Genomic DNA, 20,904 nt, shown 5'->3' on the forward strand with positions numbered 1-20,904 from the left:
TCTATGAATCTCAAATCCTTCTTTGAGCCAGTTCCTGAAATCATCACCAATCAGAAATTTGCACACAATTCTTTTTATAATTTCATCCATTTTCATGGAGAAACTTTTCCCGATATTAAGGGAGTACAGATTGCGATTGTAGGCTTGTCAGAAAAAAGAGGGATGAAGCATGCTGATACCATAGAAAGGTCAGCTATTGAGATTCGGGAGAAATTATATCACCTCAAAAAAGGGGAAGCACTTTACAAAATTGTGGATTTAGGCGATCTTCTTCCTGGAGAAACCTTAGATGAATCCATTGAAATCCTTAAAACGGTCGGTGAGTTTCTCTTGAAGAAGCAAATTCTACCAATTTACATTGGGGGATCACATGATTTAGATTATGGACAATATCTTTCTTATCAAAGATTGAAAAAGCTGGTCAGTCTAGTCACTGTAGATGCCAAGATTGATATGGAAGAAGATGGCCTTCCTTATCAAACCCACACCCAAAATATCATTCTCCATCAACCAAATTTCCTTTTCAATTATTCGCATTTGGCGTATCAGAGCTTCTTGGTGGATAAGGATTTGATCAATGTAATGGAAAAATTATATTTCGATCACATCAGATTGGGAAATGTAAGGGCAAATTTCAAGGAAATAGAGCCAATAATTCGAAATGCAGATTTGATGAGCTTTGACGTCTGTGCGATTCAATCTTCAGACGCTCCGGGTGCAGCTGATGCCCAGCCGTTCGGATTAACAGGTGAAGAAGCTTGTCAGATTTGCCGATTTGCAGGGATGAATGAGAAACTGAGCTCTTTTGGAATTTATGGCTATCAGCCTTATTATGATGACAGCAGAAATAAAACAGCCTCGATCATTGCGACGATGATCTGGTATTTTATTGAAGGTTTTTATGATCGAAAAGACAGTCTAAGTTTCAAAAGCAATGACTACATCAAATACACAGTTTCTTTAGACGCAAAGCCTTCCATTATTATTTTTTATAAAAGTAAGAGGAGCGATAAATGGTGGATGGAAATCCCTCAAAATGATCAAGAGAAATTTGAAAGAACCACGATCATCCCTTGTAGTTACAAGGACTATCAAATGGCACAATCGGGAGAGATTCCTGAAAGATGGATCAATGCCCAATTAAAGTTGTTTTGAAATGAAGGCATATACAAGGCAGCAGCTTGCTTTGAGGAATGGGCAGGATAAGCCTGAGATTTGGGTCGCCTACAAGGGTATGATTTATGATGTGACCGAATCTCGACTTTGGAAAAACGGCAAGCATTATGAACATTGGGCAGGGCAAGATTTGACAGATGAACTTGTAGATGCGCCACATACTGAAAAAGTGTTTGTTAAATTTGATCCAATTGGACAATTGATTTAGGAAAATGATATTAATAGCAGATAGCGGATCAAGTAAGACAGATTGGAGAGTAATTGCTGATAATGGTACGATCAAGCAACATCGTGGTATCGGTTTTAATCCGACATATCAATCCAGAGAGGAAATGATAAGCTTACTTCGAGATGAATTTCTTTTGGAAATTTCAAATGAAGTGAATCAGATTTTTTATTACGGAGCTGGATGTTCAAGTGAATCTGGAAGGGGTCAGGTGAACTCAGCACTTTCTATTATTTTTCCCAAAGCAGAAATTGTCATTGAACACGATATGTTAGCAGCGGCAAAAGCGACTTGTGGTCATGATGCAGGAATAGCCTGTATCCTAGGGACTGGATCAAATAGTTGTGATTATGATGGTAAAAATATCATGGAATCCATGCCTGCACCAGGATATATATTGGGAGACTTTGGTGGAGGGTCATCTATAGGGAAAAAATTCCTGCAAGATTTTATTTATCAGGAGATGCCTGAAGCAATTTACCAAAAGGCAGTTGATCAATTGGGTCTTAGCTACGATATGATTATTCACGAGGTCTATAAGAATCCTTTTCCTGGGAGATACATGGCTTCTTTTTGCAAGTTTCTGACAGAAAATAAAGCTGATCCCTATTGCTATTTATTATTTTGGAATGCTTTTCAGGACTTTTTGAAAAGGTATGTAATGAAGTATGAAGGTTTTCAAGGAAAGCCAGTCAATTTTGTGGGCTCCATTGCGTTTCATAACAGTGACATATTAAGAAATGCCGCTTTTGATCTTGGTATCCATGTAAATTTAATTCTTGAAAGCCCTATTGCTGGCTTGACACTTTATCATCAAAAACCATGAGCACAACAGAAAGTAATTCCCTGTATGACAATCTTGAAAACTTAGATGTTGCTTCATTATTGAAGAATATCAACCAAGAAGATTATAAAGTTGCTGCTGCTGTAGAAAAAATTTTACCTTCAATTACAGCTCTCGTAGAGCAAATAGTCCCACGGATGCAGGCCGGAGGAAGACTATTTTATATAGGAGCAGGGACAAGTGGAAGATTAGGAATCTTGGATGCTTCGGAGTGCCCACCTACTTTTGGAGTTTCGCATGACCGTGTTATCGGGATCATTGCAGGTGGAGACAAGGCGATAAGAAAAGCTGTAGAAAATGCAGAAGATGATCAAAATCAAGCTTGGAATGACATTTCGGTTTATGGATTTCATGCAAGTGATACTGTGATTGGAATCGCTGCGTCGGGAACTACTCCCTATGTAATAGGTGGAGTGAAGCAAGCTAAGACAAATGGTTTATTGACAGGATGTATTACTTGTAACTCTAATTCACCTTTGGCTGCTGAAGTAGAGTTCCCCTTAGAAGTGATTGTAGGTCCTGAGTTTGTCACAGGAAGTACACGGATGAAAGCAGGAACGGCTCAAAAGCTAGTACTAAACATGATTTCCACCACTGTGATGATCAAGCTCGGTCGTGTAAAAGGAAATAAAATGGTGGATATGCAATTGTCCAATGAAAAACTTATAAAACGAGGCACGAGGATGATTGCTGAATCAACTGGGCTAGATGAGGAAATATCTAAAAGCCTTCTTCTTAAACATGGTTCAGTGAGAGCGGCCGTTGAAGCTTTTTATAAGAAATAATCCGTATCTTTGCAGCCCCTTTAAATTCAGGAACTTAGACTTTCTTGATTTGAAGCGGACTTACCAAAAAATACAGCAGAGATGTTGCATGGAAAATGAAAAAAGATAATAGTAGAAATCAAGGATCTAATAGAGATTCCAAACCAAGCAAGCCTTATAACAAAGAAGGTAGAAGTGACAGAAAAAAAGATTTTTCGAAGGATTCTGACTTCAAAAAGTCCAGATCAAAAGATGATTTTAAGACTGAGAGAGGTGCAAAACCAAGTTTTAAGAAATCTGATGGACCATATGAAAAGAAATTTGCTCCAATAAGAAAATCAAAAGGAGATGTTTCCAAGACTAATTCAGGCAAAAAAGACGAATTTAGCTTGGAAGGTTACCCAAAGAAGAAATACACACCAAAACCGCAAGAAGGAAGGAATAGTCCGTCTTACGGAAAAACCAGCTCAAGATCAAAAACTGGCGACCCTAAATTAAATTCAGGTGAGTTTAAGACAGTGTATAAAGGCAGAGGAAAAGATGAGAGACCTGTTTTTGAGACCGTAAAAAAATCAGAGGTAGACAAGAAATTGGCTGCTAGAAAGAAGTCTCAAAAGCCTAAATTCCATGAAGCACCTACTGAACCTAGACCAGAATATAATTTTGATAGAATTGAGAAAAAGCTCAATAAAAATCAAGATGATGATGAGATAAGGTTGAACAAGTATATTTCCAACTCAGGAATTTGCTCAAGAAGAGAAGCTGATACCTTGATTCAAAATGGAGATATCAGAGTAAATGGAGAAATCATCATGGAAATGGGCTACAAGGTTCAAAGAGCTGACGTAGTGACCTTCAAAGGAAAAAATATCAATCCTGAAAAGCCTGTTTACGTTCTCTTAAACAAACCAAAAGATTTCATTACGACTACTGATGATCCGATGGAGAGAAAGACGGTGATGGAACTTGTGGGGAATGCTTGCAAAGAGCGCATTTTTCCAGTTGGACGCTTAGATAGAAATACCACAGGTCTATTACTATTTACAAATGATGGGGAGCTTGCCGCTAAGCTTTCGCACCCTTCTAATCAGATCAAAAAGATATATCAAGTAACACTTGATAAGCCATTGACAAAAGCTGATGAGGAGACGATTATAGAAGGCTTTACTTTGGAAGATGGTGATGTGAAAGTGGATGATTTGCAGGTACTTTCAAAGGATAAGACCATTCTTGGTTTAGAGATTCACGTAGGAAGAAATAGAATCGTTAGAAGAGTTTTTGCACATTTTGGATATGAAGTGATTGCACTCGATCGGGTTACCTATGCTGGGTTAGATAAAAAAGATCTACCGAGAGGAAAGTATAGATTCCTTACTGAAAAGGAAGTCATCAATTTGAAATATTTCAAATAAAACAAAAAGGCGTTTTCGAATAGAAAACGCCTTTTTTTATCATTATAGCCAACTATTTTGTGGCGAGCAGTTTGGCGAAACCATTATCAGATTTTACAAAGAACTCAATTTTCGAATTTGCTCTGCTATTTTTGAAAACATAGGTTTTTTGAAAACCTTTTGAGTCATAAAGTGCTTCTTCGTGTACCAGTTGATTGTCTTCATAGATCATTACAGTCATGTTTGAAGGCAATAAGGAATTCACTAATAATTTATATTGATTGTTCTCTACTTTTTCCAGTTTCGAGAATACTACAGGCTCTACTTTCCGGTCGTTTCCTAGATTTAATTCCAAATGATCGATTTCTCCAGTATTGTTGAATACACCTATTTGGTATTTCCCCTCTGCTAGATTAGAGAAATCATAAGCTTTTGAGAATTCTTTTTTTGAAAGAATTCTGTCCGTATGGAGTAACGTATTGAAATCATCATAGATTTTAACGGTGATTGCACCACTGGGCACCATTCCATAAATTAATTGTACTTTGCTGTCTTCAACTTTTTTAAGTTTAACAGTTCCTTCTTGTGTGTTTTGTTTTGCAAAAGCTGTAAATGAAAAGCTCATTGCAAGAATCATTGCTGTCAATAATCTCATAATAGTATAATTTAATAGGGTTAAGAAATACTTATTTTTTGATTAACCTCTGAGTCGATTTGTCGAACATGTAAAATAGAGGCCAGCTACTTTGGGGGGTATCACTTAAAATGTGATGATGCAAACATAATTAGTAATTGGTTAAATTACAAATAAGACAATAAAAAATATTCTTTATTAATAAATCCATAATAAATTAATCATAAAGATAAAAATACCGTAATTGATGAAAAATTTTTACGGAAACGTTATCATGGAAAATGTAGGCAGCTATTTATCATGACTTTCCAAATAATATTTTGAATTTTGAGTTTATAATTTTTTGTTCAAAAGAATTGACTTCAAAATAATTATTGAAAAAATTTTATCTGTTTAAATTTATAAAGGTCTTAAAAATGAAAAATCCTTAGAAAACTCTTGATGTTTTCTAAGGATTTAAGGTTCAATTCTGGGGAATTCCAGAACTAGATCATGTCAAAACCTAGATAAGGCACCAAGACTTTTGGCATTTTTATACCATGTTCTGTTTGGTTATTTTCTAATATAGAAGCAACAATTCTTGGCAATGCTAAGGCTGAACCATTTAGAGTATGTGCTAAAATCGTTTTTTTGTCTTCGCCTTTATATCTCAATTTCAGCCTGTTTGACTGATAGTTCTCAAAGTTACTCACAGAACTTACTTCTAACCACCTTTCTTGTGCAGCAGAATAGACTTCCATATCATAAGTTAGTGATGAAGTGAACCCCATGTCACCACCACAAAGCCTAAGCACACGATAAGGTAATTCTAATTTTTGTAATAAGCTTTGAACATACATATTCATATCTTCCAATACTTCATAGGAATTATCAGGATGGACAACCTGTACTATTTCTACTTTGTCAAATTGATGTAGTCTGTTTAGCCCCCTTACATGAGCACCCCAACTTCCCGCTTCTCTTCTAAAACATGGTGTGTAAGCTACATTTTTGATTGGGAAGTCTTGTTCATTTAGGATTACATCTCTATATAAGTTAGTAATAGGCACCTCAGCAGTTGGAATTAAAAAGAGTTTATCTGCAGTAGCTTCATACATTTGACCTTCTTTGTCAGGAAGTTGTCCTGTACCGTAGCCAGAGTCTTCGTTGACTAGGATTGGAGGTTGTATTTCAGTGTAACCTGCTTTCATCGCCTCGTCTAAGAAGAAATTGATCAAACCTCTTTGCAATCTAGCGCCTCGTCCTTTATATACTGGAAAACCTGCACCAGCGATTTTCACACCAAGGTCAAAGTCGATGATGTCATATTTCTTGATCAAATCCCAATGCGGTAGTTTAGATTCAGGAAGATCAGGAATGCTGCCATGCTCTAATACGATCTCGTTATCCTCTGCTGACTTTCCTGCTGGTACAGAAATGTGAGGGACGTTTGGAATAGTATATAAAATTTGCTTTAAATCTTCTTCTACATTATTATAGTTATCTTCTAAGATTTTGATTTGAGATTTGATCTCTACCGTCCTAGATTTGATTTTTTCTGCTTCTTCTTTCTTCCCTTCACGCATCAAAGCACCAATCTCTTTCGATATGTTGTTTGATTCGGCTTGTAAATTATCCCTTTCTGTCTGTGTTTCTTTCCTAGTCTTGTCCAACTCCAAGACTTGGTGCAAGGTAGCCTCAGCATGGGTAAAATTCCTCTTCTGAAGACCTTCCAATACGGTCTCAAAATTGTCCCTGATTGTATTTACAAGTAACATATATTGTGTCTTTGAGTCTTAAATTTGATAGCTGCAAAGATAAGGATGTTCTTTAAAAGGTCTCTTCCAAATCTTACAAGAAAGCCAAAAAACGATTTATTTTACAATGACTTTCTTTCTAATTGTAGAAAATGGTCCATCAAGCTCTTTACCATTTTGGTACAAGAGTTTGATAGCGATACTGTGCTCGCCTTTGGGGAGATTCGCGATTCTAACAGGGGTTACTTGTTGGATTTCATATTTCATATCATCGATGGAGATTTCTACTTTAAGCTGATCTAACTTTAATTCTCCACCTAGAACCAAAAAATCAATAGTTACCTCTTCTTCAGAGGTGAATTCTTGACCATCTGAAGGTAAGTTTACAGCAATATAAGGCTCAGCAGAATAAGGGAACGGTCTAGTCTCTCCAACACGGAAATCTCTATCCACATAATTCCCGAATTCTTTTAGCATCAATCCTTCCTGATCTACTAGGTACGCTACGGCCCTATATGTGCCTTCTTTGAGTTCTCTTTGGAAAATCGGCATGTTATAACCGATTGGATCTCCCGAGTTGAGTATTAATTTGAGTTGAAAACCGCTCAAACCTTCACCATAGGGATAATTTTTTACATTGAATTCGAAAGGAATCTTGCCAGGTTTAAATACTTGATTGCCTAATGGGCTAAACATTTCAATGATTGCATCAGGATAGTCATTTTTTTCTTCGTAAAAATAAAAACTGATCTCAGGAAGTGGAATGGAAAGTGAGTCACTACTCGTAATTGGGATCTTAACTTCATCTTTTTTTTCTCTCCTTGATTCACAAGAGACAAAAAAAAGAAAAATGATACCGAAAGTAAAGAGATAGAAGTTTTTCATGGTTTCAAGTGGTATAGCTAAAGATATTTAAAATTAGCGTAAAAAGCCGTATATTTCGAAGTAAATTATATACTTATGACTGAGATTTTATATGACGAAATCCCATCTTTAGACTTGGCAGATTTCACTTCTGGAGATGCGATAAAAAAGGCAGCCTTTGTAGAAAAGCTTGGGCAAGCGTACAATAATATTGGCTTTGTTGCAATAAAAAACCATGGCTTAAATAAAGAATTACAAGATAAGCTTTATGATATCATTAAGAGATATTTTGCTCTTCCTGATGATGTAAAAGTGAAGTATGAAAAGCCTGAAATTGGTTATCAACGCGGTTATACTGGTAAAGGTAAAGAACATGCCAAAGGTAGAAATACAGGAGATTTGAAAGAGTTTTACCATGTGGGGCAAGATAGAGCAGGTATACCTGATTCAGATCCAATCAAAGTCGAATATCCAGATAATATTTGGCCTTCTGAGTTGCCTGAATTTGAAGCTATTGCTTTGGAAGCATTCCAGACTTTGGAATCAGCTGGTAAAAACATGCTAAAGGCTATTGCACTTTATTTAGAGTTACCAGAAAATTATTTTGAAGATAAAGTAAGGTACGGGAATTCAATCTTGAGACAAATTCACTATTTCCCGATAGAGAATCCTGATGAAGTTCCTGCGGATGCAGTAAGAGCCGCAGAGCATGGAGATATCAATTTGATTACTTTGCTTATGGGAGCAAGTGCAGATGGACTTCAGGTTTTGAGAAAAGACGGAAAATGGATTCCTATCACAGCACTTCCTGACCAATTGGTAGTCAACGTAGGTGATATGTTGGAAAGATTGACCAATAAAAAATTGAAATCAACCATCCACCGTGTAGTTAATCCTCCAAGAGAATTGATGAATACGAGTAGATTCTCCATTCCATTCTTTATGCACCCAAGATCAGAGATGGACTTGACTTGTCTGGAAAGTTGTATAGATGAAAGTAATCCAAAGCAATTTACAGATGCAACAGCAGGTGAGTTTTTGGATGAACGTCTTAGAGAACTTGGATTGAAGAAATAAGGTGACGGTTAAGAAAGTAAGATATTATCTTTATCTGAAGGATGTTTTACTACTTTCTGTGACAGCATTTGGTGGCCCACAAGCTTTCCTTGCCATGGTCTTAGAACTCATGGTGAGGAAGCGAGGCTACATTTCTGAACAAGAGCTCTGGGAGCTCAATGCACTTTGCCAAGTTTTGCCAGGACCTACTTCTACTCAAACTATCTCAGCAATAGGTTATCGGATTGGAGGTCCAAATTTAGCTTATCTGTCACTTTTTTTATGGATTTTGCCTGCTACTATTTTGATGATAGCAGCAGCGTTCCTGATTGATTTTTTACAGGAAAACACACCTGGAGCACTAAACTTTGCCAAATTTATCCAACCCATGGCAATTGGGTTTATCATTTACGCTGCTCAAAAGACTATTTTTAAAATGGTCAAAACTGCAGAGGCAACAGTGTTGATGATGCTGGCAGCTTTTGTTTCATTTTTCTATAATTCTCCCTACGTTTTCCCTGTTTTATTGCTAGTTGGAGGATTGGTTACATCTATGAATTACAGGAATCATCCTAGGGAAAAAGGGGACAAGAAATTAAGAATTTCTTGGTCTAACTTTTATCTATGGGCTGGTATTTTGATTTTAGCGGCTGGTTTGGGTGCGATTACCAAAAACCAATCTGTTCTTCTTTTTGAGAATTTCTACAGAAATGGAAGTTTGATCTTTGGAGGTGGCCAAGTTTTGGTGCCCTACCTTTTTACTGAGTTTGTAGAGTTCAAAAAATTCCTTTCTTCGGAAGAATTTCTGACGGGCTATGCAATCTCCCAAGGAATGCCTGGGCCAACCTTTAGCATCAGTTCCTATGTGGGAGCTCTGTCTATGCGAGAATATGGCGTGATGGGTTTATTGACTGGTGGGTTTATCGCCGCAGCTGGGATTTTCTTGCCTGGGACATTTTTGATATTCTTTGTGATCCGTTTTTGGGATCAATTGAAGAAATACCGACCTGTTCGGGCAGCATTGGAAGGAGTGAATGCCGTAAGTTGTGGGATGCTAATCGCAGCGGCTTATTTATTATTTGAGCCATTGGATGCGAATTTGTTCAACGTCTTAGCAATATTGGGAACCTATTTGCTCCTGAATTTCACTAATCTTTCTTCTCCGATTATCATCATTATCGGCCTACTTGCGGGGATTGGATATAACTTGGTTTTTTAAAAATCAAATTGGATTCACCTAAAAATAGGTTTAAAACTCTTTAAATGCTGTTTTTGGGTATTTGTTCATTTTCAAAATCAATTTTTAAAAATGCACCAATTAAGGAGGTGATCGCTGAGATCAAAAAGAAGATTAAGCTAAATGCAACAGCCGCATTTTTATCGATTCCGATGTATTCGTGACTATAAATGAAAACCAATTCTCTTGCGCCAACTCCCCCAATAGTGAGCGGTAAGACCGCCACGATCGATGACAATAAAAAGACAAATTGATATTCCAAGATTTTCTCGTCTATCCCAAGAGCTATTAAAATAAAATAAGCTGCTACCATTTGGGCTATTTGTCCTCCGATGGAATAGAGGTTTGCGGTTAAGAAAGAGGGAATGAATTTTGAAAAAATTAATTTGTTAATCAAAAAGAAGGCGGGGTAAGTTATTAAAAGTAAAATAATGGAAATAGTCGAAATTGGTACTGCCGGAATCAAACTGATGTCTATATCTACAAAAAGTAAAAGGCCAAGTAAAATGAAAATTATAGCTACCAATCCCCCTAATCTATCTAAAAGAGAAGCTTGAACAAGCTGTTTGACTGGTGTTTTGAAATGCTTGTTAAGTAAATAGACTTTATATCCATCTCCACCTATTCCTCCTGGAAGAAATAAATTATAGAACATCCCTATTCCATAAAGGATGATATTTTTCTTTTCGCTGATTTGAAGTCCTATATTTTTGAAATAGAGATTAAGTCGAAAAGCGGTGAAGATTTTGCTCAGCACAAAGAGGAGAAATGCAAAAAATAGCCAAACAGGACTTGCTGATTTGAGTATAAGGCCAAGTTCATTGGTGTCTATCTTTCGAAAAACCAAAAAAACAGCTAACCCGGTGAGGGTTAGCTTCAAGAATAATTTGAGTGTTTTCTTATTCACCCTGATAGACTGATTTGATTTTGTATGTTTTTTTGTCTTGAGACTCAAAATAGGTCCTGATGATAATCTCAGCAATGATCCCCGTTGTTATCAATTGGATACCTCCCAGAAGGAAGATAAAGCCTAGAAGTAAGATCGGTCTGCCCCAAATGTCTTCACCCATTAATTTGACAATCAATAGATAGAAATTGATTATTATTCCAATAAAAAGAGATAATAGGCCAAGTGTACCGAAAATGTGAATGGGTCTTTGGAAATACTTTTGGAAGAAGAGCATGAGGATCAAATCCGCCATTACTTTGAATGTTCGGCTCAATCCATATTTCGATGTTCCATGAATCCTCGGGTGATGCTTTACATCGACCTCGGTCATACTTGCTCCTTCTTGTTTCGCTAGTACAGGGATGAATCTATGAAGTTCGCCATAAAGCCCCATATTTTGAGCAATATGTGATCTATAAACCCTTAAGCTACATCCATAATCATTCAAATATACTTTTGTAGTATGTCTAATGATATAATTGGCGATTTTGCTTGGTATTTTTCTTAACACAAAACCATCTTTTCTATTGGCTCTTCGACCAGCTACTACGTCCCAGTTTTCATCAATAGCTTTCTGTAACATAGCGGGAATATCTGTTGGATCATTTTGCAAATCACCATCCATAGTAGCGATATATTCGCCTCCTGCCATGTCAATTCCCGCTGCAAGTGCAGTGGTCTGACCATAATTTTTATTAAAGATGATCAGCTTGGTTCTGTTATTGGCGTATTTCTTTACTTCTGCAACAGTCCCATCAGTCGACCCATCTTCAATCAAGATGACCTCATAGTCTATGTCTTTGAGAGCATCATATGTTGCAGTTAGTAATGGCTTGATGTTTTCTTCTTCATTGTAGACGGTGATGACTACAGAAATCAATGGCTTGGTCATGAAAATAAAATTTGGTCAAAAATACTCTTTTAATTTTGTCACTACAAATAATGCGGGTTTTAGCATGTCTTTTTCATCATTTGATTTTCCTTTAGTCTTGTGAAATGGCTTTATGGAATGTTGAAAATATTATCTTTGTCGACAAATCTTAACTATGCAGACTGAAAAGAATTTTTCCATTTGGTATATCATGCTGGCTTTTGTACTGTTGGTGGGTCCTTTTGCTTTGAGTTTTCACATGCACTATCCCGACGAGATGTATTACTCGGATGCTGCTGTGAAGATGCTGCAGACTGGAGATATTCAGACCACATATCTGGGAAGTGGTGAATTGAGATTCAAAAAGCCAATTCTAACGTATTGGTTTGTGTTGGCAGGTTTTGAGTTGTTTGGTGTATCACCTTTTTCATCTAGGCTTTTATTTCTTTTAGCGGGTGCTGCTACGATTGGATTTGTATTTTGGGCTGCCAAAATCTTTTTCAAAGATTATAGAGTGGCTAATCTTGCAGCTTTGATTATGGCATCGCATCCTGTTTTGATTTTAAGTTCTACCAGATCCATTCCTGATGTGCTCTTGGGGATGTTTATGGCGATGAGCGCAGCTGGGTTTGTTGGATTTTTGAAATACGGTAATGACACTCCAAAACGATACAGTTGGATTTTGTATTTAGGGTTGGCTTTCGCGTTTGAAGTGAAAGGCTTACCTGCAGCGGCTTTGGGTGGTTTGGGTTTATTGTATTTATTGATAAATCCATGGCAGCGAATCAAGCTTAGCAAACTTGCTTACTTCCCGGCCTTGCTCGCTGGTTTATTTATCGCTTCTTATTGGTTTGTAGCCATGTACTGGATTCATGGGGCTGATTATTTGAATTCATTTGTAGAAGATCAAGTGGGGATGCGTGTGGCTTCTCGTTATTTGTTGGTTTCTCAAAACTTACTTATTGCCTCTGTTTTGATGATTGCTTTATTTGTCCCTTGGTTTATATTTTCATTCAAGGGTTTCAAAAAGTATTTCAAAGAACTGTTTTCAGAAGAAAAAGCATTTACTGGATTTACCGTTTTGTGGGTGATTGCCATTCTTTTGATGTCTGCCGTAGTGTCTAAGTTTTATGAAAGATATCTTCTTCCAGTAATCCCTATGGCTACGGTTTGGTTAGCATGGTTGTTAATTAGAAATGGTATTTTGGAGAAAGTGAAGCTGATGAAAGGGATACTTTTCTTCTTTTTTGGATTGAATTTCTTGATATTAATTATCGGCGTTTTTTTTAATGCGATGTTGCCCACGAGCTTTTGGGTTTGGATTCAAATAGTTTTTACAGCTTTGATACTTCTTTATTTAGCCATAAAATCAAAACGAGGAAATGATTTACCACTAGCAATTTCTCTTAGTGTCTTGTTGTTATTTTTTGGAGTGAGTATCTCTACTTATCAGATTTCTCTTCCTGATGCAGGACAGCATGTCAAGCAGTATGCGAAAAAAGAGCAAATTGCTCTGGGTAGTAAAATCGGATACTTAGGGCATCTGCATACAGGGAGTAAAATTCGAATTGGTCTGGGACCAGAATATTTCATGACCGATATGAATGAAAAGAACTTTGATCAACTTTATCGTGAATTTGACTATTTGATTTTAGAAGAAAAGCATCTCTCCAAGTTGCCGGTAGACAAATATGATGTAGAGTTAGCAGCTTTGAATTGGGACCCGAAATACTTCACTCAGATGTTCAAAGGAATATGGGATGGAAATGCTGAAGAAGTGAAATTCAAAACTGGCAAAAAATTCTATTGGGCCAAACCTCTTTAGTAGTTCTTGTTTTCTAGAAATCATTCGAAGAGTTAGTAGCTGTTTGTTTGTACCTCTTGGATATGATTCAGGTTTTCAAAAACGGCGATGATGTAAGTTTTGACAGTATCACCTCGGTATATGGTGTAGAACTTTTCTTCGAGCACTTTCTGATCGAAACCCATTTCCACGACATTTTGAATTTCTTTTTCTCGCGTGATATATATGCCACCTAGGCCTTTATTCTCAAATTGGTCAATTCCTGGCCAAAGATCAAATTGATTTTTTCTTCTACCTAGATTGATATTGAATGTTTGTGGATTTCCTTGAACATAAAATGCCATCTCAGAAGAAAGGTGGTAGCTATCGCTATAGACAAACGAGTCTTCAAGCTCTAAACTATCCTTAAGAAAGTCAACACGAGCTCCCATTTCTCTGTAGCCTGCCAATCGGTTCAATGGATCTTTTGATGGTTTGAGGATCTTTTTGAAGCCAATAGCATCAAAAGGAGCCGGGAATAAGAGGATCAATAAAAGTGAACCCGTCAAAATTCCCGATACCAAGGTGTATTTCTTCCATTTTTCTGACGCTGCATCTAAGTAATGCGCCATAACGATGGGTAGTGTAAGCATCCCAAATGCCGGCCAATTGACATTAACATTTTTGAAAATTGCCATTACAAAAAAGAGAGCCCAAACAACTAGCGTTGGAAGAATTAGGAAAAGTGTTCTTGAATCTGTTCTGAGTTTGGCTTTTTTGAAACTCATCCAAAGGATAGGAATAAAAAATGGAGAGAGAAAACCAAGTTGACCACCAAGGTACTCACCCATGTATTTTAGTGATTGAATTAAAGTGAGACTTTTCTTTTCACCTTCGACCCCTCCTAATGTACCTACATGTTTAAAAGTGACAAAGTCATTTTGAAAGTTCCAGATAAGAATTGGAAGGAGAGAAAGGCAAGAGACTAATACATAAAGCCAAGGGCCTTTGGTGAAGAATCTTTTTTTGTCAGTTAAAAGAAGGTAAAGTCCTAAAATCGGTAAGGTCAGGACCATGATATTTTTAGAAAGAATACCAAAAACTGTCGCAATCCCTGCAAGAATCCACCACTTCAATCGATCTGATTCTAATGCTTTCCATATCAAATACAAACTCAATATCCAGAAAAAGTAGAGTGAAGAGTCTGTAGTGTGAAATATCGATCCAAGATGAAAAAAGGGCATGACAGTAAGCATCATGGCGGACCAAAAAGCAATATTTGTTTTTTTGTAGATCGTAAGTGCTAGTTCAAATACCACCCAAGCTGACAAAAAGCTGAACAGCACAGCATTGAATTTGATGGCGAAATCCGTGTCCCCAAAGATGGTTGTGCTGATAAAGTTATAAACAGCAATCATCAGGGGTTTCGAATAATAATTCCAGTCTAGATGCTTCGACCAAAGCCAATATTGAGCTTCTTCGGTAAATATGCTGTGATTGGAAAAACTAAAGTAAACTAGTTTAAAAATTGCTACTAGTGCAAGGGTGCAAAGCGTAAGGGTTCTATGAAAAGTATAATTCTTCATCTGGTCATATTTACAGTGCAAATATGCTAAAAAAAGAAGGCCTTCCCACTATGGAAAGGCCTTTGTCAGAATTTTATGGGGTTTATTGATTAGCTAAGACTACCTTTTCTTTGAATTTCTTGATTTGTCTCCTTAGTCCCTCGACAGCTTCATCCGCAGCTCCTTCGAAGGAGTCGCTTTGATTTTTAGCAAAAAGTTGTTTTCCGGGTACATTCAGCTTGATTTCAATGATCTTATTTGCGTTTTTTTCATTTTTATCAAGTCTCATAAAAACTTCTCCGTCAATAATGCGGTCGTAGAAAGTGTCTAACTTATCTGCTTTTCTTTGGATAAAGTCTGTCAGCTTGCGATCGGCATCGAAGTGGATAGAATGCATTTGAAGTTTCATAACGGTATTTGTTTATAGTTAAACTTATATTACGCTTTCGGATGTGCTTGATCAAACACAGCCTTGAGTTTTTCCATTGAGTTGTGCGTGTAGACTTGTGTAGCGGCTAGATTAGCATGGCCGAGTAAGTCTTTAACTGCATTTAAGTCTGCCCCTTTGTTCAATAAATGTGTGGCAAACGTATGTCTGAGTAAATGTGGGCTTCGCTTAGAAGTCTGCGCAAAAAGATCTAAATAATGTCTTACAATGCGATATATCTTCATAGGGTAAGCAGGTTCTTTTGTATTTGTAACGATAAAGTAGTCACTCTCGTCTAGAAAATGAAATGTTTCTTCAAATACTTTCTTATACGAAATTAAATTTTTTTTCAGCCCATTTGTGATGGGAATTATTCTTTCTTTTTTCCTTTTTCCAAGTACTTTTACATAGTCTTCATGAAGATTGATGTCTTTCCATCTTAGGCTTAATAATTCAGAAAGCCGAACGCCCGTCAGATACAAAAACTCCATCACCATCCGGTCTCTCTGCCCATCAAAGTCCGGACTATAAATATCTTGATCCATGATTTTTTCTATGGATTCTTCTTGGACAAATTCAGGAAGTCTTTTTGGGGTTTTGAGTGCTCGTAGCTTGTAAGTGGGATCCTTTGAGATTTCACCTGAGCGCAAGAGGAATTTATAAAATGATCTAAGTGTAGCTATTTTTCTGTTGACAGAACTTGGGTTTAGGTCTTGTTCCACCAAGTCAACTATCCAAGCTCTCAATTCAGCATGTCCTACAAAGCTGATATCATCAGTTTCAAAAGATTGAGTACAAAACTCTTCAAACTGTTCTAAATCCTTTTTATAGGCAAGTACAGTGTGTTGGCTTGCTCGTTTTTCGTATTCTAAGAAATTGATGAAAGATGCAATCATGTAATGGCTTTCGGATACTTCAAGTTAATTATTTTAAATGAAAAATGGTAGAAATATTGTTGAAATGGGCTAGAGATTTTATAGATATAAAATTGAAATACGGTAGATATAAAGTGGGAATAGGGTAGAAATACAATTGAAATAGATTTATTGCATTGGACTAGATATTTGTGGATATTTTAACGAGGCTGAATTTAACGATAGAGCTTTAAGAAACAGGGCAATCTTCTAGCTGTAGTTTTCAACTACACCCTGAATATTTTGATTGAGTGGGTATGATATGTTTAAAAATAAAAGTATAAATCCCGTGGATACTAAGCTTAAATAAAAGCTACTCTTGTGGAAGAGTCTTGAAATTAGAAATTACTTATATTTAAGAAGCGCTGCTTCTTGCTTGTCTTTGAGATCCATAGGTGTCTATAAATAAAAAAAGCGCATCCACTTTCGGTAGATGCGCTAATTGAGTGTATCTCAAAAAGATAGCAAACAATGGGTAATATTATTTTGCTTCTTCAGTTTGTAACATTTGTTTGTAAGCAGCTTTAATTCTCTGCTCTCTGTTTTTAACAGAAGGTTTTACAAAATGCTGTCTTGCTCTAAGTTCTCTTACAGCACCAGTTTTATCGAACTTCTTTTTAAAACGCTTAAGCGCTTTCTCGATAGATTCGTTTTCTTTTACGTTGACTATGATCATATGTTTACACCTCCTTTCAGGGTTGCAAAGGTAGGGATTATTATTTGGTTAAAAAATATACTCTGGATAATAATTTTGTAAGGCTAGATAAGTTGCTTTCATGTTTTGTAATTAATGTTTTTTTAAACATTGTCTATCTTTAGAACAGCTTTGTATTCTGCGGTTGTTTCCGAACAGATTTAATTTTGAAGGATTAGTTTTTTTTTAGTTAAATTATTTGGATGTTATTTACTTATTTACTTATTTACTTATTTACTTATTTACTTATTTACTTATTTACTTATTTACTTTTGATTATTTAAACGGCCATTTATTTAATTTATTATTTTAATAAATCTTTAAACTTAAAATTTCACAAAAATGAAAAAGTTCGTTTTAGTCTTAGGGGTTATTTCCCTTAGTTTTGCCAGTTTTGCAATTCCAGGTTATAAGATGAAGGAGGAGGCATGTCCAGGTGGGGGTACTTATGATGTATGTCGTGAATCTCCAGGTGATGAATGTTGGATAAGTGAGCAGACAGTTTGTGACGAAAATCCTGATTAAATTAATCAAGTCAGAAAACTAGAAATGGTTTTCTGACTTTTTTTAAATTCAAAGAAGATGCATAAACATATTTATTTAGGTATTTTAGTTCTGATTGGTTTTTCGTGTTCAGAAGAAGTAACCTTGAAGGATAATAAAATTCTTACAATAGATCTAAAGAATGGACAAGAAGGGAAGCTATCTGCTCTCTTTAATACTATCGAGTATACTTTGTTAGACGCTGGAGACAATGAAGTTTTAGCTATGCCAGCAAATTTGATAGTAGAAGACAGTCTAATATTTGTAAGGGATTCAAGGCTTTCAAATATCATGATTTACAATAAAGATGGAAGCTTGTATTCGGTTATTAGAGCTCATTTAAATCCTGGTCCTGGAGAGTTTTTGCAATCAGAAGACTTTCAGATAGGAGCTAACTGGATTAAAATCAGGGATTATCCTCAAAATAAGTCATTTACATACAACTTTGAAGGAACATTGTTAGATGAAAGTCGAGACGAGGATGAGTTGTACTATTATTTCCATGAAACAGATCGTTGGAAATTGGCTTACATGGGGTTTTCTAATGGTCCAAACTCCCAACTTTTTCTGAGGAAAGATAAGTTAAGTGAAGAATTACATTTTCAATATTCATTTCCAAACGAATATGATCATATCAATGTCGGCTCTAAAAATGGATTTATGAAAGATTTTTTACAATCCTCAGTTTATTTTGTTATTCCATATAGTTATGAAATAGTTAGATTTGATGAAAATGGATTTCTTGATAAAGTTATCGAACTGGATATTAAGAATGGAAGTATGACTAAACAGGAACGTAGTCTTTGGTCAAAGGAGAGAAGTCTAAGGCAAATGGCTAAAGATAGGAACCTTATCACAAATACTGATACTTTTTTTCCAATGCGGAATCATTTCTTTATTCACTTGAGACAAGCTACTCCAACTAGAGCTATCAATCACTTCATTGTTTACAATAAGGATTTTGAGTTACTATACCATGGTTATGATTTAGATAATGATATAGATGGGATGCAATTAGATGGAGTGCCTTGGAGTTATTCTGAGAATTCAATAATTCTTATAATAAATTCCAATCAATTTTATAATGCCTACATAAAGTGCTTTGGTGGTAAAAGCGTAAAGCGAGTAAAGGGAAATGTTCATGACTTCTTTCAAAAGAATTTAGAAAGGTTGAAAGAAGATCAATATGTAATGGTAAATCTAAATATGAAATAATTTATCCGATTAAACTTATTTTATATAAATGAAATAGGCCATACCGATTAAGTATTCCAAAAAAGCAATCTAAAAAAACTTTAAAGTCATTGAAATAAAAAAAAGCCCAGGTGCTGGGCTTTTTTAGTATTAGTATAATATAATGTTTAGGATAGCACCTTTTCTGCTAATAAGACAATATTGTTATCTTTTATTTCAACAACACCACCATCTACAATCATGCTTTGCTTCCCTTCTCTGGTGGTAAAGGAAACAGTTCCTTTTGCCAAAGCAGAAACCAAGGGTGCGTGATTTTTCAAAACTTGAAAAGCACCGTTTGCTCCAGGAAAGCTTGCCTCAGAGACTTCTCCCTGAAATACTTTTTTGTCTGGTGTTACAATCTCTAGTTGCATTTTGTTTTAGTTATTGAGTAAATAGTTATTGAGTTAGCAGTTGTGTTATTTTATCAAGACTGATAACCAATAACTGATTTCTAGTCACTTATTTTACTTCAGCAAGCATTTTTTCACCTTTGGCGATGGCATCTTCAATGCTACCTACCAAGTTGAATGCTGCTTCTGGTAAATGATCTAATTCACCATCCATGATCATGTTGAAGCCTTTGATAGTGTCTTTGATATCAACCAATACTCCTTTTAGACCAGTAAATTGCTCTGCTACGAAGAATGGTTGAGACAAGAATCTCTGTACCCTTCTAGCTCTATGTACGACCAATTTATCTTCTTCAGAAAGCTCTTCCATACCTAAGATGGCAATGATATCCTGAAGTTCTTTATATCTCTGTAAAATCTCTTTTACTCTCTGAGTACAGCCATAATGCTCTTCTCCAAGAATCTCTGGAGATAGAATTCTAGAAGTAGAATCCAATGGATCCACCGCTGGATAGATACCAAGTTCAGCGATTTTTCTAGAAAGTACAGTAGTAGCATCCAAGTGAGCGAAGGTAGTCGCTGGAGCTGGATCGGTCAAATCATCCGCAGGTACATATACTGCTTGTACAGATGTGATCGAACCATTCTTAGTAGAAGTAATTCTCTCCTGCATCGTACCCATTTCGGTTGCCAATGTTGGTTGGTAACCTACTGCAGATGGCATACGTCCAAGAAGTGCAGATACTTCAGAACCTGCTTGCGTAAATCTAAAGATGTTATCAATGAAGAATAGGATATCTTTACCTGCTTCATCACCATCACCGTCTCTGTAGTATTCAGCCAAAGTTAATCCTGTCAAGGCTACTCTTGCACGAGCCCCAGGAGGTTCGTTCATTTGACCAAAGACGAATGTTGCTTTCGACTCTTCTAATTTTTTCATGTCTACTTTAGATAGATCCCATCCACCTTCTGTTTCCAAAGAGTGTACAAAATCATCTCCATAAGTTACGATGCCTGACTCGATCATCTCTCTCAAAAGGTCATTACCTTCACGAGTTCTCTCACCTACACCTGCAAATACAGAAAGACCTGAATATGCTTTTGCAATGTTGTTGATCAATTCTTGGATCAATACTGTTTTACCTACACCGGCACCACCGAAAAGACCAATTTTACCACCTTTTGCATAGGGCTCGATCAAATCAATTACTTTGATACCTGTATAAAGAATTTCCGTAGCAGTTGATAGATCTTCAAACCTAGGAGCTGATCTGTGAATTGGAAGTCTCTTTCCAGCTGGAAGCTGTGGAAGACCATCGATAGCTTCTCCAACTACGTTGAAAAGACGACCTTTGATGCCTTCACCAGTTGGTACAGAAATAGGTGCACCTAGATCGGTTGCTACCATGCCTCTCACCATTCCTTCGGAAGAATCCATTGCAATTGTTCTTACTCTGTCTTCACCCAAGTGCTGTTGAACTTCCAAGATCACTTTTTGACCGTTTTCTTTGGTTATTTCAAGTGCATCAAGGATATTAGGTAATTTACCTCCTTCAAAAGAGATATCCACTACTGGACCAATTACCTGCGTTATTTTACCAAGATTTGCCATTTTTATGTATTGATGTAAAAAGGGAATGACGC

The 20,904-nt window shown here is 36.4% G+C and carries 21 protein-coding genes; 10 read left to right on the plus strand and 11 right to left on the minus strand.

The genetic code is table 11. The annotated features are described in order from the left end of the window. The first annotated feature begins 3 nt into the window (after positions 1 to 3). From IEV57_RS10395 to IEV57_RS10415, 5 genes are all read left to right on the plus strand, one after another. Positions 4 to 1,155 carry a formimidoylglutamase gene (locus IEV57_RS10395; protein WP_188442453.1) on the plus strand — a complete coding sequence of 384 codons (1,152 nt, stop codon included), beginning with the start codon at positions 4 to 6 and terminating at the stop codon, positions 1,153 to 1,155. 1 nt (position 1,156) lies between these two features. Beyond that, positions 1,157 to 1,384: a cytochrome b5 domain-containing protein gene (locus tag IEV57_RS10400; RefSeq protein WP_188442456.1), complete on the plus strand. Its 228-nt coding sequence runs from the start codon at positions 1,157 to 1,159 to the stop codon at positions 1,382 to 1,384. Positions 1,385 to 1,388: 4 nt separating this feature from the next. After that, entirely contained in the window at positions 1,389 to 2,228 is an 840-nt protein-coding gene (locus IEV57_RS10405; RefSeq protein WP_188442458.1) for an N-acetylglucosamine kinase, read from the plus strand. Further along, positions 2,225 to 3,031, plus strand: a complete 807-nt coding sequence (murQ, locus tag IEV57_RS10410) for an N-acetylmuramic acid 6-phosphate etherase (RefSeq protein WP_188442465.1) — start codon at positions 2,225 to 2,227, stop codon at positions 3,029 to 3,031. The genes IEV57_RS10405 and murQ overlap by 4 nt, the downstream gene beginning before the upstream one ends. A gap of 95 nt (positions 3,032 to 3,126) precedes the next feature. After that, a complete protein-coding gene (locus tag IEV57_RS10415; protein ID WP_188442467.1) occupies positions 3,127 to 4,422 on the plus strand; it encodes a pseudouridine synthase in 1,296 nt (431 codons plus the stop codon). Positions 4,423 to 4,474: 52 nt separating this feature from the next. On the opposite strand, the gene IEV57_RS10420 is transcribed toward IEV57_RS10415, so the two are convergent. From IEV57_RS10420 to IEV57_RS10430, 3 genes are all read right to left on the minus strand, one after another. Further along, the gene (locus tag IEV57_RS10420; RefSeq protein WP_188442469.1) at positions 4,475 to 5,056 is read right to left on the minus strand and encodes a hypothetical protein; all 582 of its coding nucleotides are present in this window, start codon (positions 5,054 to 5,056) and stop codon (positions 4,475 to 4,477) included. A gap of 464 nt (positions 5,057 to 5,520) precedes the next feature. Next, positions 5,521 to 6,792 carry a serine--tRNA ligase gene (gene serS / locus IEV57_RS10425; RefSeq protein WP_188442471.1) on the minus strand — a complete coding sequence of 424 codons (1,272 nt, stop codon included), beginning with the start codon at positions 6,790 to 6,792 and terminating at the stop codon, positions 5,521 to 5,523. A gap of 96 nt (positions 6,793 to 6,888) precedes the next feature. Next, positions 6,889 to 7,656, minus strand: coding sequence for a hypothetical protein (locus IEV57_RS10430; RefSeq protein WP_188442473.1), 768 nt, complete (start codon positions 7,654 to 7,656; stop codon positions 6,889 to 6,891). Positions 7,657 to 7,731: 75 nt separating this feature from the next. Between IEV57_RS10430 and IEV57_RS10435 the strand changes: the two genes are divergently transcribed. Together IEV57_RS10435 and chrA are read left to right on the plus strand one after the other, a co-directional pair. Then, a complete protein-coding gene (locus IEV57_RS10435; RefSeq protein WP_188442475.1) occupies positions 7,732 to 8,712 on the plus strand; it encodes an isopenicillin N synthase family dioxygenase in 981 nt (326 codons plus the stop codon). A gap of 1 nt (position 8,713) precedes the next feature. Continuing rightward, on the plus strand, positions 8,714 to 9,910 hold the full coding sequence (gene chrA / locus IEV57_RS10440; RefSeq protein WP_188442477.1) for a chromate efflux transporter: 1,197 nt from the start codon (positions 8,714 to 8,716) through the stop codon (positions 9,908 to 9,910). Positions 9,911 to 9,950: 40 nt separating this feature from the next. Here chrA and IEV57_RS10445 read toward each other — a convergent pair whose 3' ends face one another. Both IEV57_RS10445 and IEV57_RS10450 read right to left on the minus strand, forming a co-directional pair. After that, complete coding sequence (locus IEV57_RS10445) at positions 9,951 to 10,835, minus strand: lysylphosphatidylglycerol synthase transmembrane domain-containing protein (protein ID WP_188442479.1); 885 nt, start codon at positions 10,833 to 10,835, stop codon at positions 9,951 to 9,953. Continuing rightward, positions 10,828 to 11,769, minus strand: coding sequence for a glycosyltransferase family 2 protein (locus IEV57_RS10450; RefSeq protein ID WP_188442480.1), 942 nt, complete (start codon positions 11,767 to 11,769; stop codon positions 10,828 to 10,830). The genes IEV57_RS10445 and IEV57_RS10450 overlap by 8 nt, the downstream gene beginning before the upstream one ends. Before the next feature lie 154 nt (positions 11,770 to 11,923). Here IEV57_RS10450 and IEV57_RS10455 point away from each other — a divergent pair, with 154 nt between their 5' ends. Beyond that, entirely contained in the window at positions 11,924 to 13,573 is a 1,650-nt protein-coding gene (locus IEV57_RS10455) for an ArnT family glycosyltransferase (protein ID WP_188442482.1), read from the plus strand. A 32-nt stretch (positions 13,574 to 13,605) separates the two neighbouring features. Here the strand turns inward: IEV57_RS10455 and IEV57_RS10460 are convergent, their stop codons facing one another. From IEV57_RS10460 to rpsU, 4 genes are all read right to left on the minus strand, one after another. Next, positions 13,606 to 15,117 (minus strand): ArnT family glycosyltransferase, encoded by a 1,512-nt coding sequence (locus IEV57_RS10460; protein ID WP_188442484.1) that lies wholly within the window; start codon positions 15,115 to 15,117, stop codon positions 13,606 to 13,608. An 82-nt stretch (positions 15,118 to 15,199) separates the two neighbouring features. After that, positions 15,200 to 15,505, minus strand: coding sequence for a ribosome hibernation-promoting factor, HPF/YfiA family (gene hpf / locus IEV57_RS10465; RefSeq protein ID WP_188442486.1), 306 nt, complete (start codon positions 15,503 to 15,505; stop codon positions 15,200 to 15,202). Positions 15,506 to 15,534: 29 nt separating this feature from the next. After that, complete coding sequence (locus tag IEV57_RS10470) at positions 15,535 to 16,419, minus strand: tyrosine-type recombinase/integrase (RefSeq protein WP_188442488.1); 885 nt, start codon at positions 16,417 to 16,419, stop codon at positions 15,535 to 15,537. Positions 16,420 to 16,918: 499 nt separating this feature from the next. Then, positions 16,919 to 17,113 carry a 30S ribosomal protein S21 gene (gene rpsU, locus IEV57_RS10475; protein ID WP_014771205.1) on the minus strand — a complete coding sequence of 65 codons (195 nt, stop codon included), beginning with the start codon at positions 17,111 to 17,113 and terminating at the stop codon, positions 16,919 to 16,921. A 360-nt stretch (positions 17,114 to 17,473) separates the two neighbouring features. Between rpsU and IEV57_RS10480 the strand changes: the two genes are divergently transcribed. Both IEV57_RS10480 and IEV57_RS10485 read left to right on the plus strand, forming a co-directional pair. After that, positions 17,474 to 17,656 (plus strand): hypothetical protein, encoded by a 183-nt coding sequence (locus IEV57_RS10480; RefSeq protein WP_188442489.1) that lies wholly within the window; start codon positions 17,474 to 17,476, stop codon positions 17,654 to 17,656. A gap of 57 nt (positions 17,657 to 17,713) precedes the next feature. After that, positions 17,714 to 18,889 carry a 6-bladed beta-propeller gene (locus tag IEV57_RS10485; protein WP_188442491.1) on the plus strand — a complete coding sequence of 392 codons (1,176 nt, stop codon included), beginning with the start codon at positions 17,714 to 17,716 and terminating at the stop codon, positions 18,887 to 18,889. A gap of 146 nt (positions 18,890 to 19,035) precedes the next feature. On the opposite strand, the gene atpC is transcribed toward IEV57_RS10485, so the two are convergent. Together atpC and atpD are read right to left on the minus strand one after the other, a co-directional pair. Then, positions 19,036 to 19,281 (minus strand): ATP synthase F1 subunit epsilon, encoded by a 246-nt coding sequence (gene atpC / locus IEV57_RS10490; RefSeq protein WP_188442493.1) that lies wholly within the window; start codon positions 19,279 to 19,281, stop codon positions 19,036 to 19,038. 88 nt (positions 19,282 to 19,369) lie between these two features. Continuing rightward, a complete protein-coding gene (atpD, locus tag IEV57_RS10495) occupies positions 19,370 to 20,872 on the minus strand; it encodes a F0F1 ATP synthase subunit beta (protein ID WP_188442495.1) in 1,503 nt (500 codons plus the stop codon). Positions 20,873 to 20,904 lie beyond the last annotated feature (32 nt).

Origin of the sequence: Belliella aquatica (assembly GCF_014637795.1) — a bacterium.
In the GTDB taxonomy this organism is placed as follows: domain Bacteria; phylum Bacteroidota; class Bacteroidia; order Cytophagales; family Cyclobacteriaceae; genus Belliella; species Belliella aquatica.

What these genes read in the sequence shown, in the direction of transcription:
- IEV57_RS10395 (WP_188442453.1), top strand. Translation starts at nt 4, where the DNA reads ATGAATCTCAAATCCTTCTTTGAGCCAGTTCCTGAAATCATCACCAAT.
- IEV57_RS10400 (WP_188442456.1), top strand. Translation starts at nt 1,157, where the DNA reads ATGAAGGCATATACAAGGCAGCAGCTTGCTTTGAGGAATGGGCAGGAT.
- IEV57_RS10405 (WP_188442458.1), top strand. Translation starts at nt 1,389, where the DNA reads ATGATATTAATAGCAGATAGCGGATCAAGTAAGACAGATTGGAGAGTA.
- murQ (WP_188442465.1), top strand. Translation starts at nt 2,225, where the DNA reads ATGAGCACAACAGAAAGTAATTCCCTGTATGACAATCTTGAAAACTTA.
- IEV57_RS10415 (WP_188442467.1), top strand. Translation starts at nt 3,127, where the DNA reads ATGAAAAAAGATAATAGTAGAAATCAAGGATCTAATAGAGATTCCAAA.
- IEV57_RS10420 (WP_188442469.1), bottom strand. Translation starts at nt 5,056, where the DNA reads ATGAGATTATTGACAGCAATGATTCTTGCAATGAGCTTTTCATTTACA.
- serS (WP_188442471.1), bottom strand. Translation starts at nt 6,792, where the DNA reads ATGTTACTTGTAAATACAATCAGGGACAATTTTGAGACCGTATTGGAA.
- IEV57_RS10430 (WP_188442473.1), bottom strand. Translation starts at nt 7,656, where the DNA reads ATGAAAAACTTCTATCTCTTTACTTTCGGTATCATTTTTCTTTTTTTT.
- IEV57_RS10435 (WP_188442475.1), top strand. Translation starts at nt 7,732, where the DNA reads ATGACTGAGATTTTATATGACGAAATCCCATCTTTAGACTTGGCAGAT.
- IEV57_RS10450 (WP_188442480.1), bottom strand. Translation starts at nt 11,769, where the DNA reads ATGACCAAGCCATTGATTTCTGTAGTCATCACCGTCTACAATGAAGAA.
- IEV57_RS10455 (WP_188442482.1), top strand. Translation starts at nt 11,924, where the DNA reads ATGCAGACTGAAAAGAATTTTTCCATTTGGTATATCATGCTGGCTTTT.
- IEV57_RS10460 (WP_188442484.1), bottom strand. Translation starts at nt 15,117, where the DNA reads ATGAAGAATTATACTTTTCATAGAACCCTTACGCTTTGCACCCTTGCA.
- hpf (WP_188442486.1), bottom strand. Translation starts at nt 15,505, where the DNA reads ATGAAACTTCAAATGCATTCTATCCACTTCGATGCCGATCGCAAGCTG.
- IEV57_RS10470 (WP_188442488.1), bottom strand. Translation starts at nt 16,419, where the DNA reads ATGATTGCATCTTTCATCAATTTCTTAGAATACGAAAAACGAGCAAGC.
- rpsU (WP_014771205.1), bottom strand. Translation starts at nt 17,113, where the DNA reads ATGATCATAGTCAACGTAAAAGAAAACGAATCTATCGAGAAAGCGCTT.
- IEV57_RS10480 (WP_188442489.1), top strand. Translation starts at nt 17,474, where the DNA reads ATGAAAAAGTTCGTTTTAGTCTTAGGGGTTATTTCCCTTAGTTTTGCC.
- IEV57_RS10485 (WP_188442491.1), top strand. Translation starts at nt 17,714, where the DNA reads ATGCATAAACATATTTATTTAGGTATTTTAGTTCTGATTGGTTTTTCG.
- atpC (WP_188442493.1), bottom strand. Translation starts at nt 19,281, where the DNA reads ATGCAACTAGAGATTGTAACACCAGACAAAAAAGTATTTCAGGGAGAA.
- atpD (WP_188442495.1), bottom strand. Translation starts at nt 20,872, where the DNA reads ATGGCAAATCTTGGTAAAATAACGCAGGTAATTGGTCCAGTAGTGGAT.